This is a genomic window from Neobacillus endophyticus (assembly GCF_013248975.1).
Lineage (GTDB): Bacteria > Bacillota > Bacilli > Bacillales > Cytobacillaceae > Neobacillus > Neobacillus endophyticus.
Window position 1 is genome coordinate 4,994,547 of sequence record NZ_JABRWH010000001.1, and the last position, 13,535, is coordinate 5,008,081.

14 protein-coding genes are annotated in these 13,535 nt (G+C 37.8%); all 14 read right to left on the reverse strand.

What is annotated here, in order from left to right:
* Positions 1-71: 71 nt before the first annotated feature.
* Positions 72-770 (reverse strand): DnaD domain-containing protein, encoded by a 699-nt coding sequence (locus tag HPT25_RS24790; protein ID WP_173070283.1) that lies wholly within the window; start codon positions 768-770, stop codon positions 72-74.
* A 196-nt stretch (positions 771-966) separates the two neighbouring features.
* The gene (locus HPT25_RS24795; RefSeq protein WP_173071461.1) at positions 967-2,151 is read right to left on the reverse strand and encodes a pyridoxal phosphate-dependent aminotransferase; all 1,185 of its coding nucleotides are present in this window, start codon (positions 2,149-2,151) and stop codon (positions 967-969) included.
* A 32-nt stretch (positions 2,152-2,183) separates the two neighbouring features.
* Positions 2,184-2,660, reverse strand: a complete 477-nt coding sequence (locus HPT25_RS24800; RefSeq protein WP_173070285.1) for a cell wall elongation regulator TseB-like domain-containing protein — start codon at positions 2,658-2,660, stop codon at positions 2,184-2,186.
* Positions 2,661-2,674: 14 nt separating this feature from the next.
* A complete protein-coding gene (locus tag HPT25_RS24805) occupies positions 2,675-2,845 on the reverse strand; it encodes a YpmA family protein (protein ID WP_173070287.1) in 171 nt (56 codons plus the stop codon).
* A 163-nt stretch (positions 2,846-3,008) separates the two neighbouring features.
* Complete coding sequence (locus HPT25_RS24810; RefSeq protein WP_173070289.1) at positions 3,009-5,807, reverse strand: ATP-dependent DNA helicase DinG, 3'-5' exoribonuclease type; 2,799 nt, start codon at positions 5,805-5,807, stop codon at positions 3,009-3,011.
* Positions 5,808-5,952: 145 nt separating this feature from the next.
* Complete coding sequence (gene panD / locus HPT25_RS24815) at positions 5,953-6,336, reverse strand: aspartate 1-decarboxylase (protein ID WP_173070291.1); 384 nt, start codon at positions 6,334-6,336, stop codon at positions 5,953-5,955.
* A 25-nt stretch (positions 6,337-6,361) separates the two neighbouring features.
* Complete coding sequence (gene panC, locus HPT25_RS24820) at positions 6,362-7,207, reverse strand: pantoate--beta-alanine ligase (protein WP_173070293.1); 846 nt, start codon at positions 7,205-7,207, stop codon at positions 6,362-6,364.
* A complete protein-coding gene (gene panB / locus HPT25_RS24825; protein ID WP_173070295.1) occupies positions 7,204-8,040 on the reverse strand; it encodes a 3-methyl-2-oxobutanoate hydroxymethyltransferase in 837 nt (278 codons plus the stop codon). The genes panC and panB overlap by 4 nt, the downstream gene beginning before the upstream one ends.
* 258 nt (positions 8,041-8,298) lie before the next feature.
* Positions 8,299-9,276, reverse strand: a complete 978-nt coding sequence (locus HPT25_RS24830; RefSeq protein WP_173070297.1) for a biotin--[acetyl-CoA-carboxylase] ligase — start codon at positions 9,274-9,276, stop codon at positions 8,299-8,301.
* On the reverse strand, positions 9,255-10,460 hold the full coding sequence (locus HPT25_RS24835) for a CCA tRNA nucleotidyltransferase (RefSeq protein WP_173070299.1): 1,206 nt from the start codon (positions 10,458-10,460) through the stop codon (positions 9,255-9,257). Before HPT25_RS24835 ends, HPT25_RS24830 begins: the two co-directional genes overlap by 22 nt.
* Before the next feature lie 9 nt (positions 10,461-10,469).
* Positions 10,470-11,597, reverse strand: a complete 1,128-nt coding sequence (gene bshA, locus HPT25_RS24840) for an N-acetyl-alpha-D-glucosaminyl L-malate synthase BshA (protein WP_173070301.1) — start codon at positions 11,595-11,597, stop codon at positions 10,470-10,472.
* Positions 11,594-12,310: a bacillithiol biosynthesis deacetylase BshB1 gene (gene bshB1 / locus HPT25_RS24845; RefSeq protein WP_173070303.1), complete on the reverse strand. Its 717-nt coding sequence runs from the start codon at positions 12,308-12,310 to the stop codon at positions 11,594-11,596. The genes bshA and bshB1 overlap by 4 nt, the downstream gene beginning before the upstream one ends.
* Entirely contained in the window at positions 12,300-12,719 is a 420-nt protein-coding gene (gene mgsA, locus HPT25_RS24850) for a methylglyoxal synthase (RefSeq protein WP_173070305.1), read from the reverse strand. Before mgsA ends, bshB1 begins: the two co-directional genes overlap by 11 nt.
* A 9-nt stretch (positions 12,720-12,728) precedes the next feature.
* The gene (gene dapB, locus HPT25_RS24855) at positions 12,729-13,532 is read right to left on the reverse strand and encodes a 4-hydroxy-tetrahydrodipicolinate reductase (protein WP_173070307.1); all 804 of its coding nucleotides are present in this window, start codon (positions 13,530-13,532) and stop codon (positions 12,729-12,731) included.
* Positions 13,533-13,535 lie beyond the last annotated feature (3 nt).

A 13,535-nucleotide genomic window follows, 5' to 3' on the forward strand; every position in this document is an offset into this window, starting at 1 on the left:
CCAGGGGTCGCATCGAACTCAAGAAAGTCAAAATGAAAATAAACGAGAGGGCGGCCTCCCGTTTCTAACTTTTATTGCTCCAGCCAATTATAAAATGGTACAGATGGTTGGCCTTGCTCTTCGTTCTCAGTACTTTTTGGCATTTGCCGCTGACGGAATTTTTGGCCTTGGTTCTTCGCTTGTTCAATCGTTCTAATGCCATTTTTCTTCCACTCAAAAAGAATTCTATCAATATAGCGAAAATTTAATTTTCCCGACATAACTGCTTCCCTTAATGCAGCCTTAATAATGACAGGATCATGATGATCATCATCCATCCACATCGCCAGTGATTCACATTCAAAAGGAGATAATGGCCGGCCAAACTCGTTCTCAAAACACGTATATAAATCAGTCTCTTCTGCCTGTATGTCGACTTTATTACTTTTTCTATTATTAATGATAAACTGATCAATAAGTTTATCCCATAGCGGCTGAACCGAATATTTTTCTATCCTGATGCCATCGATTGAATACTCTTCCGTTATTTCGAGCAGACCTCTTTGAATGAGTTTTCTTAGGATGACATGACAATCTGCAGTGGAAATAGTCATTCTTGATGACAACTCTTCCGGAGTAGGAAAAAAGTTTCCCTTTTCTAAAAAAGTAATAATATTTAATAAAAGAACAAGTTCTGTCTCGTTTAATTGAAGATTGCGATACTCACAAAATAAAATGGTAGGAAGTGTGATATTCCCCTCATTAATCCATGCTAAAATATTTTCTTTCATAAATTGGACACCTCCTGTTTAGTATAACATGAAGCATGTTTTCGAGTAAGAGTATTAGGTATCCATCTTTGGGAAGGAAAGCAAAAAGCCTGCTTCCATGCAGACTTTTTGCTGATTAATGATATACTGTTTATGAAAACGTTGCTTTCGGTTCTGATCAACAATTTACTACTTTAATACAGACAAAGAAAAATGGTTATTTAATTCTTTCTTTCACAAATTGATCCATTCTTTGTACTGCTTTTTGTAACATGTCAAGGGAAGTTGCGTAAGATAAACGAATATTATCAGGAGTTCCAAAGCCTGAGCCTGGAACGACAGCTACTTTTGCTTCCACAAGCAAGGCTTCAACAAAATCATCTACAGATTTATATCCAGTCATCTCAGCTGCTTGCTTTACATTCGGATAGAGATAAAAAGCACCTTGAGGCTTTACGCATGTAAAACCAGGAATTGCTACCAATTGATCGTAAATAATCTCCAAACGTTCTTCAAAAGCCTGGCGCATTTCTTCTACTGGCTCCTGTGGCCCATTATAAGCAGCAATAGCAGCATATTGCGCTGTTGTGGTTGGGTTTGATGTACTATGGCTGGCCAAATTAGTCATTGCTTCTATAATGGCTTTATTTCCGGCAGCATACCCGATTCTCCAACCAGTCATAGAATGAGATTTAGATACACCGTTAATAATAATAGTCTGCTTCTTAAGCTCTGGAGAAAGCTGTGCAATAGAAACATGTTTTGCACCAAAATAAGTCAGCTTTTCATAAATTTCATCAGAAACGATTATAATATTTTCTTCAAGACAAATTTTCCCTAATTCCAATAACTCATCTGCTGTATATAAAACACCAGTTGGGTTGCTTGGTGTATTTAGAATCACTGCTCTGGTCTTATTTGTGATCGCCTTTTTCAATTGGTCAGGGGTAATTTTAAAATGATTATGTTCGTATCCTTCCACATAAACCGGCAGACCGCCCGCAAGCTTGACTTGTTCTGGATAGCTGACCCAATATGGTGTTGGAATAATTACTTCATCGCCTTCATTTAACAAAACCTGGAATAAAGTGTAGAGTGCATGTTTAGCACCATTGGCTACAATAATCTCAGTAGCTTTATATGACAATCCCTGATCCTGTTCGAACTTATTAATAATGGCTTGTTTTAATGCGGGTAACCCTGCAGATGGAGTATATTTCGTAAACCCTTTTGTCATGGATTCAACCGCAGCATCTAAAATATGCTGTGGCGTATTAAAATCTGGCTCCCCTGCCCCCAATCCAATGACATCTTCGCCTTTTTCTTTTAATTCTTTTGCTTTAGCCGTAATTGCCAATGTTGATGAAGGGGTTAAAGACAACACCCTTTTTGCTAGCCCCACTACCATTACCTTTTCCTCCTGTCTCCTATTACCTATAAATTTTCAATCTTTTTCAACCATTCGCCAGTTTCAAAATCAATATAGTAATAATTTATTAAGTTATTATTAGAACGGTAATATATTTCCCATAATGGGATATCCCTTTCCATTCCTAACCTTACGGAGATAATTTGCTTTGGTTTTTTCTCTTGCAAAAGTTTTTGGATGGCTTCATTTTTGGAGAGTCCATCCTTTGCTTTTCTGACAAAAACCTTTTTACTTTTTTCAGGAATCCAGACGATGATGTTTTCACCCTTTTTATTTTTCCCTTGAATTACATCAATTGATTCTAAACCGTGATAAATATGAAAGTCATTAACCTTACTAAGAGAAGTGCTTTTCTTTGCAAGAACAACAGCTTTTTCTTCAGCTGTCTTTACTGGCTTGACCGCGTTGACATAAACATTTATGGAGACACCTGTAAAAATAACCAGCAGAAGTAAAACGATAATAAAAATCCACTTTTTCACTTTTATTCACTTCTTTATGTACGATAAATCGTAAATATCGCTTTATTTTGATCTTCTTGATCAAGAGCAAGGCCAAACATCAGATCTCTTTCCTTAAGAGTTCGGTTAAGAGCATCAACAATCTTATATAAATCGGGTCCATGCTGAATTTTTACAGTTGCCATTACCTCTATCTTGCTTTCCATAGAAAACCCTCCATCAATTTTAATACTTTAATCCGATAAATCACTTTCTTATTATAGCAGGTAGAACATTCTTATGCCTCGTATCTTACCATGAATAAGAAAATTTTTTAAACAGATTTTATCGGCTAAAAGTTTGTGAATAACATCCGTCATTTTTACTATTTTACAGCCATTTACGAATAACCGCCGTTAATTCATCAATTGTTCCCTTTTTAATGGAAACAGATGGAACAGAGTCCAAAAAGGCTTTTCCATATTTGGTCGTCATAATTCTTTTATCAAAAACGAGAATGATCCCTCTATCCGATTCGGTCCGAATTAATCGACCAAATCCCTGTTTAAAACGAAGAATAGCTTCAGGAAGGGAATATTCCGAAAAAGCATTCCCACCTTTCTGAGTGATCAATTGACATTTTGCCTCCGTTAATGGTTCATCCGGAGGGCTGAAAGGCAATCTGACAATAACAAGACAGGATAGATCCTCACCTGGTATGTCTACTCCTTCCCAGAAACTGCTCGTTCCTAGCAAAATCGCCTTTTCATATCGTTGAAAGTTTCTGGTGAGTCTTGTTCTGCTACCACTAGAAATACCTTGAGCAATTAAAACATAATCGTTAAGGAAGCCACTTTCCTTTATCAATTCATATGTTCTTTTTAACATATCATAGGCTGTAAACAAAATCAGCATTCTGCCTTTTGTTGCTTCCGCAACCGATATGATATGTTCAGTAATAGAGATGACAAACTCGTCCAGGCTAACCGAATTGATTTCAGGCAAATCCTCTGGAATTAGTAACTGTACCTGATTTTTATATTCAAAAGGAGATGGGATAGATATTTTTAAAGTCGCAGAATGATCTAGCCCCATTTCCTTTATGATATAGTCGAACGATTGATTGACTGTTAAAGTGGCTGAAGTTAAGACAGCAGATTTTTTTTCTTGAAATAACAAGTCTTTAAGTTTGCCAGCAACCGATGCTGGCTGAGCCATAAAAGTAGTTACGTTTTGCGGAGAACGGATATCAATTTCAACCCATTTTACTTCATGGGAATCCTTCAAAAAACAATTGATGACAGTTGTTCTCAACTCCGATACTTCATTTATAAATGATACTATTTCTTCCATTTTGCTTTCATAGTCATCCAGTATTGAATTTTTATTTAGAAATTCCAACCGCATTGTTATGGCAGTTAGTAAATCTTTTAACAAAAAAGCGAACCTTTCCGCACTGTGAATAAGGGCTCTGCCTTCTTTCATGCCATCTTTCTGAGAAAATCTTACTTTTGTACGATTCAATCCCCGCTTGTTTCCCAGTTTTGTTTTGGCAAAAAGAATCATTAACTTAAATAATTCGTCCATTTCAAACATTATGTTACTGATTAACTGGTTTAGTTCAAAATAATGCGGGAAATTTTCCCTAGCGCCTGTTATTTGATCTAACAGCTGCTCCATTTCATAAAATAATTGCTTTTGTTCGTATAAACCAAACTGCCCCAATAACATACGTACAGACAAATAATCTAACGAAAAACCAAAAAAATGGGTAGCAGTCTTTTCAAGGTGATGGGCCTCATCAATAATAACATATTTAAAGTCGGGAATAATGGATCCGCCCTCTTTAAGATCACTTAGTAACAAGGAATGGTTGGTAATAATTAGGTCTGCCTTTTCAGCTTTTTTTATAGCTCTTGAATAAAAATCTCTACTTTTAAGGGCAGGATCGTCCCAAAATACAGTATGTTCATTTTTTATTTTATTCCAAAATAATTCTCCGCCACTGGAAAGATTTAATTCATCTTTATCACCAGTTTCTGTTTGTGTAAGCCAGACGAGAATTTGCATTTTAGTTAAAGTAGTATCATAATTATCATTTTCACTTTCTAACATTTGGGCAAATTTTGCCAAATGGAGATAATGATTTCTACCCTTTAATAAGACAATATTTGCGTTAAACGGCAGGATTTTTTTTAATAATGGTATTTCTTTTGTCAATATTTGTTCCTGAAGCTGAATGGTATGTGTACTTATAACAAGCCGCTGGTTATTTTTTTTTGAATAGTAAGCGGCAGGCAATAAGTATCCCAATGATTTCCCTACACCGGTTCCCGCCTCGATTAATGCATGTTGTCCGTCTTGAAACGCACGATAAACAGCATCCATCATCATAAATTGACCTGTTCTTAGCTCAAATGAATGAAAGCCTTCTTTCACTAATTCAATTTTATCGTTTTCCAGTTGTGGATATAGGAATTCCTGACCGCTTCCCTCTGTTTCCCATTCCATTTCGGATGCCTTTTTAAGAACCAAATTTCCGAAAATCTCCAATGAATCTGGAAGTCCTTCTTTTTCCTCTCCCATTTCTGTCAATAAATCATCTAAATAAAGCTGTAAATCGCATTTTAAGCCGCCTGATAAATTCATGAGCTGCTTTAATGTCATTGTTGGCAATTCCGTTAATCGCCTTAACAATATAAGAAAAAGTTCTGCAGTTACCTCTGCATCACTATCGGCCTGGTGAGGCCGGTCGTGTCGGATGTTTTCTTTTTCAGCCAAATCCGAAAGCTTATAGCCATCAGAAGTAGGATATAGGATTCTTGCCATTTCAACTGTATCAAGAACATGTCCATAAAATCCTTCAAATCCTGACTGAATTAACTCCTCCTGAAGAAAGGACAAGTCAAATAATATATTATGAGCAACAAAGTAGGCTCCGTCTAATAAATCAATAACTTTCGCGGCAATTTCAGAAAAAAGAGGGGCATCCTTTACCATATCGTCACTTATGCCCGTAAGTTCTTCAATAAAAATTGGAATGGGCTTTTGGGGATTTACAAGTGATGTGAATCTTTCAGTGATGATACCGTCTTCGATCACAACTGCAGCGAATTGAATAATCCTGTCACCTTTTTTTGGAAGGTTCCCAGTCGTTTCTAAATCAACAACAACAAATTTCTTTAACATGTTACACACCCCAAACCTTCATTCCTTAAAAGTTAACATAAAAAAGCAGAAAAGAAAACTACTACAGTTTTTCTTGACCATGGATTGCTGACTTATTCATCTGCTCTTTAAAAATGAAAAATCCCCGGTTAAACGGGGACCTTTACTACAAAATGGTATGTGCCGGTTCAGCGTGGAGCAGTTGTTTAACTTTATTGTCTTCATCCATGATGGCAACCTTAGGCTGATGGGAAGCTATTTTTTCTTCCGCAACCAATGCATATGAAATGATAATGACCGTATCCCCCACTTGTACAAGACGTGCGGCTGCACCATTTAAACATACGACACCACTGCCTCTTTCCCCAGGGATTATATATGTTTCTAATCTGGCACCATTATTATTATTTACAATTTGTACCTTCTCGTTAGCAATCATGCCCACTGCATCGAGAATATCCTCATCTATTGTAATACTGCCAACATAGTTTAAATTTGCTTCTGTAACAGTAGCACGATGGATTTTACCGTTCATCATGTGGCGAAACATTGATGTTTTCCTCCCCTATAGCGATCTATATATCCATAATCAGGTTGTCAATTAACCGGACGTTCTTAAATTTAACAGCAAGCGCAATAATAAACCTACCCTCAATTTTTTCTATTGGCTGTAACTGTGGATATGAAAAAATTTCAACATAATCTATTTCTCCGCTGGTCTGTGCTATAATCATTTCTTGAATTAAGCTTGTCAGTTTTACCGAGTCGCGCTCACCATTTTCAATCGCTTTTTTTGCTGCACATAGGCTTTTATATAAGACAGGAGCTTGCTTCCTATCTTCCGACGATAGATTAACATTTCGGGAGCTCTTTGCAAGTCCGTCTTTTTCTCGAACAATATCAACCGCAACAAGCTGGATTGGAAAATTGAGATCTGAAACTAAACCTTCTATAACGGCTACCTGTTGGGCATCTTTTTTTCCAAAATAGGCCCTTGTCGGCATTACGATATTAAATAATTTTGTGACAACTGTTGCCACACCGTCAAAGTGTCCAGGCCGTGACTTTCCACACAGTACATCCGTCCGTTCTTGCACTGTCACTTTAATTGAAGGTACATTAGGGTACATTTCATCAACCGCAGGGTAAAACAAGTAATCAACCTGTTCACTTTCGGCCAATGCCCTATCACGTTCAAAATCACGAGGATATGTTGAAAAATCTTCTTTCGGACCAAACTGCAATGGGTTTACAAAAATGCTTAACACAACCAAATCATTTTCTTTTCTGGCATTCTTGATTAGTGTTAAATGTCCCTCATGTAGAAAACCCATTGTTGGCACAAAACCGATAGATTTACCCAAAATCTTTTGTTGTATTATTTCAGCCTGCATGTCTTTCACTGATGTAATAACTTTCATTGCTTACCTCCATAAAGTGCATTAAGTTCTTCTTCCTTCATCGTATAGGAATGATTCTCCTCAGGAAAACTCTTGTTCTTTACATCTGTAGTATAGGCCTGAATTGATTCAAGAATAAACGGATTTACGGAGTGATATTGTTTGACAAACTTAGCCACACGTTCCACTCCATATCCTAAAATGTCATGGTAAACTAGAACTTGGCCATCCACTTCTATCCCTGCACCAATTCCGATTACTGGAATTGTCAAAGCTTTTGTCACTTCTTCTGCAAGCTGCTTCGGTACACACTCTAAAACAACTGCAAACGCTCCTGCCGCTTCGCATTTTTTGGCATCATCCAATAATTTATTTGCAGCTGTTGCATCTTTCCCTTGTACTTTATAACCGCCTAACACCCCGACAGATTGCGGTGTTAGTCCAAGATGCGAGCAAACCGGGATTCCTGCCCGTGTCAGTGCTGAAATATGATCAATTACTTCATCAGCACCTTCCAGTTTTACAGCATGTGCACCTGTTTCTTGAATAAGTCTGCCAGCATTGATTAATGTATCTCTTACAGATAAGTGATAAGAAAGAAATGGCATATCAACCACAATGAAAGTATCTTTTGCTCCTCTTTTAACAGCTTTCGTGTGGTGAATCATATCTTCCATCGTCACAGGAATTGTCGAATCATATCCAAGAACAACCATTCCAAGTGAATCACCGACCAAAATGGTGTCAACGCCTCCCTGTTCAGCCAGCTTAGCAGATGGATAATCATAGGCGGTTAACATGACGATCTTTTCATTGTTTTGCTTCATTTTCAAGAAATCTGTTGTTTGCTTCATCTTATACCCTCCTTTAATTAGGGGAGAGGTGATTACACATTCAAAGAGCAAATAAAAAGATCCTTCTGAAGGCAGAGGATCTAATGTTACTCTTTTACATGTTCCATCCCTCTGTCCCGGTCCGTAAACGGATCTAGGCAGAAACCTTTTTATTTTTGTAAGATATTTCAAGGTGCAGTTCCTTTGGATACTGCCCAAGCAAATTATACAAAATGAACAAGGTTCTTTCAAGTAATATAGAGGAAAGAGGGGTTGGTATTACAATTCAATATCTGCTGAATACACATAATGAATATTTCCGTTCAGATCTTCCAGTTTTAATACACCTTCATCCGTAATCCCTAATGCTTTTCCTTCAATAACATTTGTTAAAGTGCGTGCTTTAAGTATTTTACCAATACTGACGGCGTACCCTTCCCATAAAAGTTTGATTGGGAAAAAGCCTTTTTCTAAATAAAGTAAATACAATGTTTCAAAGTGTTTAAAAATACTTCTAATTAAGCTTGAGCGGGAAATAGTCTGCCCTTTTTCGATAAAAAGGGAGCTGGCCGTTTGTTGAAGTTCGATCGGAAAATCATCCAATTTCTGATTGACGTTAATCCCTATACCAATAATGATGGAATGGATTCTGTCTGCTTCTGCCTGCAATTCTGTTAGGATACCTGTTACTTTTTTCCCGTTTATTAATATATCATTTGGCCATTTAATTTCTGGAATCAATCCAGTCATCTCTTCCATGGCCTGAACGACAGCTACAGCTGTCAATAATGTTAATTGCGGTGCTTTTGTCAGCTGGATGTTTGGCCTTAAAATTAAACTCATCCAAATACCAGTATATTTAGGTGAATGCCACTGCCGGTTCATTCGGCCTTTACCAGCTGTTTGCTCTTCAGCCAGGATGACGGTTCCTTCTGGCGCATCTTGTGCTGCAAGCTGATGGGCTATTTTCTGTGTAGATTCCGCACTTTCTTCATAATGAAGATTCCTGCCAATAAACTTAGTTGTCAACCCCAGTCTTATTTCGTCTGCTGTCATTTTGTCTGGAGTTTTAACAATGCGATAACCCTTTTTTCTAACGGCTTCTAACTCAAATCCTTCCTTTCGAAGCTCCTCAATATGCTTCCATACCGCCGTCCTTGAACAGCCAATCAGCTCGGCCAGATATTGACCAGATAAATAGGAATCTCCTGCACCCGTAAAGGCGTCGAGCATTTTTAATCTTGTTTCCGACTGCAATCTTTCAGCCACTCCTTAATATGTTGTTTATCGTTGACTATTTTTTCTTCTAAAATTGCCGCTTCAATTTTCAATAATGTTTCTTTAATCCATGACCCGCCCGATTTATCAAACCACATCATTAAATCACTGCCGTCAACAGCCAAATCAGTTCGGGCTTTTATGGGCAATTGCTCATAACGATCAAGCCAATATGAAATCGATTCTTTTTCTGATATTCCTTTTAAGACTAGATAGAGTTTTTCAGATGAATGAATGATATTCTTCCCAGCAGAATATAAATCATAAACAGTCCATTCCTGTTTAAGTCTTGTAATGGTATAGTATAAAATACTCTGAATTTCCTTCATATCTTTAACTGCCATTCGCCATTTTCGTAAAAAAGGCTCCACACTTTTCTCCGGCAATTTTAAACAATAAAGCACCATTGACCACATTTCCATTAAATTTAAACCTTCACAATCATAAGAAAGCAGCTGTTCAAAATGCTTTTCCTGATTTGCCAAACCAGGTAAATAGGAAAAGAAATTCGTTTGCGTCATAATGCCCATCGCTTTCTTCCTATTATTTCCTGATAAAAGTTTTTCAAACTCGGCCTTTTTACGCTCAATTGCTATTTCTCTAAGTAATGGGAGATTTGATTTTAATGCCTCTAGCGTCTCTTTCTCGATTTCAAATGATAGCTGACTGACAAAGCGAACTGCTCTCATCATTCTTAAAGCGTCTTCTTGAAAACGATCCTTTGCATGGCCAACAGTTTGAATTATTTTTTCTTTAATGGCCTGTTGTCCATTAAATGGATCATGCAAGGTTCCTGAACGATCCATAGCAATTGCGTTCATGGTAAAATCTCTGCGTTTTAAATCATCATAAAGATTACGAATAAAGGATACTTCCGCTGGTCTACGATGATCAATATACTCTCCATCTGTTCTGAATGTCGTTAATTCGTAAGATTTCTTTTGGTAGAGTACCAGAACGGTACCATGTTCAATCCCAATATCGACTGTCTTTGAAAAAAGCTGCTTGACCTCCATTGGAGTTGCGGAAGTGGCAATATCTACGTCACTAATTGGTTTATTAAGCAGATAGTCTCTTACAGATCCGCCAACAAAATATGCTTCAAACCCCGCATCCTCTAGATGTTTTAATACAGGAACAGCAGATAAAAAGGGTTCTTTCATTAACCTCACCTAATTCAATAAATTAAAATAAATGGCTTCATATTGTTCCACAATTTGCTCTGCCTTAAATTTATTTCTTACGATTTCTTGTGAATGGTTCGAAAATTGCTGATGGAGGGTATGATTACCTAATAGATCAAGTGCCTTTGCCGAGATATCCTCTATGTCCCCTACCTCACAAACAAAACCTGTTTTGCCATGCTGGATGACCTCAGGTAAACCACCAACATTTGTACCAATACAAGGAACCCCGCAAGCCATAGCTTCCAATGCAACCAGCCCAAAGCTTTCCTTTTCTGACAATAAAAGCATTAAATCACTGATAGAATAGAGTTCCTCCAAATTCTCCTGTTTGCCAAGGAAAATGACTTGGTCCTCCAACCCAAGCTGCCTCACCATTTTACAAACAACTGTCATTTCTGGCCCGTCACCAACAAGCAGCAGTTTAGAAGGCATAATGGCGGCAATTTTTGCAAAGCTTTTTACAACATCAGGTACCCGTTTTACTGCACGGAAATTTGAAACATGAATAATTACCTTCTCATTTTCCTTTATTTCAAATTCAGAGCGCAAATGCTCAGAATCATTTTTTTGATAGATTCTGTCATCAATGAAATTGTAGACTGTTTTAATGGGTTTATCAGGGTTGATTAGTTCGTAGGTTTGGTTAACTAATGCATCAGATACTGCAGTTACCGCATCCGATTTTTCAATGCCAAATTTGATTGCATCAGCTAATGAAGGATCATATCCTAAGACCGTGATATCAGTCCCATGAAGCGTTGTAACAATCTTTATATCCCTATGTGCCATTTGTTTGGCTAAAATAGCACATACTGCGTGCGGGATTGCATAATGCACATGCAGTAAATCCAATTTTTCGCGGTTTACGACTTCTGCCATTTTATTTGCTAAAGCAATGTCGTAAGGCGGGTATTGAAAAACACTGTATTGATTTACTTCCACCTGATGATAATAGATATTATGATAAATTTTATTTAGGCGAAACGGGATACTGGAAGAAATAAAATGAATTTCGTGACCTTTCTCAGCCAGCATTTTCCCCAGCTCTGTCGCCACAACACCGGACCCTCCTACTGTTGGATAACAGGTAATTCCTATTTTTAGTTTCCTCATTTTGTTTCTCCTATCAAATCTTGTCGCAACAGAATTGGAACCTTAGTTTTAAATCCTTCTGCGTAGTTTACACCTACAAGTTTCCCGAACATTCTCTCTCTTGCCTCCACTGTTTCAATATAACCATTTACAAGCGGAGTTTCGAAGCTTTCGTTTGTCTGAACAAATTGACTTTTATAGGCTCTAAGGGCTTCCAGCTTTTTATCCATAAACAATGAAACATCTACAGTAAAATCTGGTGTATGGAAGCCATTAATCATATAAAAATACAATCTTTCCACTTTGTGCGGCTCGTTAAAGTCATCCGTTTGAAATTTTTTTATCCCAGCAGAAAAAGCCGCTTCTTCTACTAATTTAGCGCAATTCCCATGATCTGGATGCCTATCCTCGAAATAAGGTGCAAAAATCACGCGAGGCTTCAAGGCACGGATCACATCTGCAATCTTCTTTATGTATGCCTCTTCTAAAAATAGCCCTCTATCAGGCAATGATAATGAGGTCCTACAGTGAACCCCTAAAATATCGCTTGCAAGGGCAGCTTCCTCTTTTCTTAACTTTACATTACCATTAGAAGAAAGTTCAGCATCTGTTAAATCACAGATGCCGATTTTTTTCCCCTCAGAAGATAATTTGGCAATAGTACCTGCCATGCCAATTTCTACATCATCGGCATGGGCACCAAAAGCCAATATATGTAAATGGTTATTTTCCATTTTCCTCACCATTTTCTTTGATAATATTTCTCCAATCCATTAGGCCTTTTTCTAATCCTCTGATTAGTAATTCTGCTGACCCCATATTGGTTGCTAAAGGAATGGAGTATACATCACAAAGACGTACCAGTGCTGTCACATCCGGCTCATGCGGCTGCGCAGTTAATGGATCACGAAAAAAGAATACTGCATCCATCTGATTTTTCGCAATGAGAGCGCCAATTTGTTGATCCCCCCCGAGAGGACCTGATTGAAATCTCGTAACAGGCAGCCCGGTTGCTTCATTAATGCGAAGACCTGTAGTACCGGTCGCAAATAAAGAATGCTTAGCAAAAATAGATTGATACGCAGTAACGAATTGAATTAAGTCATTTTTCTTTTTATCATGGGCGATTAAGGCAATATTCATAATACTCTCCTAATCTAAAATATTTTCAAGTCCATATACAAACGCGTTATGTTTCATCACTTCTTCTACAGCCACTTTAACACCGGACATGAACGAACTGCGATTATAAGAATCATGACGAATGGTGATCGTTTGTCCGTCGGAGCCAAACATTACTTGCTGATGGGCAATTAACCCAGGTAATCTTACCGAATGAATTCTCATCCCATCAAAATCTGCTCCTCGCGCCCCCGCAATTGTTTCCTTTTCATTTGGATGCCCCTGTTTCTTTGGTTCTCTAACAGCCGCGATCATTTCTGCTGTTTTGACAGATGTCCCGGATGGTGCATCAAGTTTCCCGTCATGGTGCATTTCGATAATCTCCACATCGTGAAAATATTTAGCAGCCATTTGAGAAAATTTCATCATTAACACAGCACCAATGGCAAAGTTAGGGGCAATTATACAACCAAGATTTCTTTCATGACAAATTCGTTCCAATTCCTGAAGGTCTTCTTTTGAAAATCCAGTTGTACCTACGACAGGACGAACATCATGCTCTAAAGCATTACGGGCATGAAACATTCCGACTTCAGGTGTTGTTAAATCAATTAATACATCTGCCTTTACTTCTTGAAGACATTGAACAATGTCTGTATATATAGGTACATTGTGAATGGCCTGAAATCCTTGGACATCACTTAACATCATTCCGTTGTATTTATTGTCTATAACCGCCGTCAACTCAAAATGTTCTGTATTAGTTACCAAGTTCACAGCTTCTGTACCCATACGTCCGCGGGGACCCGCAATAATAATTTTAATCGAATTCATGAC

Bases quoted from the DNA above. Each gene is read 5' to 3' on its own strand.
- HPT25_RS24805 (WP_173070287.1), bottom strand. From the start codon at position 2,845: ATGGAAAGCAAGATAGAGGTAATGGCAACTGTAAAAATTCAGCATGGA.
- dapB (WP_173070307.1), bottom strand. From the start codon at position 13,532: ATGAATTCGATTAAAATTATTATTGCGGGTCCCCGCGGACGTATGGGT.
- panB (WP_173070295.1), bottom strand. From the start codon at position 8,040: ATGAAGCAAACAACAGATTTCTTGAAAATGAAGCAAAACAATGAAAAG.
- HPT25_RS24810 (WP_173070289.1), bottom strand. From the start codon at position 5,807: ATGTTAAAGAAATTTGTTGTTGTTGATTTAGAAACGACTGGGAACCTT.
- bshA (WP_173070301.1), bottom strand. From the start codon at position 11,597: ATGAGGAAACTAAAAATAGGAATTACCTGTTATCCAACAGTAGGAGGG.
- mgsA (WP_173070305.1), bottom strand. From the start codon at position 12,719: ATGAATATTGCCTTAATCGCCCATGATAAAAAGAAAAATGACTTAATT.
- bshB1 (WP_173070303.1), bottom strand. From the start codon at position 12,310: ATGGAAAATAACCATTTACATATATTGGCTTTTGGTGCCCATGCCGAT.
- HPT25_RS24835 (WP_173070299.1), bottom strand. From the start codon at position 10,460: ATGAAAGAACCCTTTTTATCTGCTGTTCCTGTATTAAAACATCTAGAG.
- panC (WP_173070293.1), bottom strand. From the start codon at position 7,207: ATGAAAGTTATTACATCAGTGAAAGACATGCAGGCTGAAATAATACAA.
- HPT25_RS24790 (WP_173070283.1), bottom strand. From the start codon at position 770: ATGAAAGAAAATATTTTAGCATGGATTAATGAGGGGAATATCACACTT.
- panD (WP_173070291.1), bottom strand. From the start codon at position 6,336: ATGTTTCGCCACATGATGAACGGTAAAATCCATCGTGCTACTGTTACA.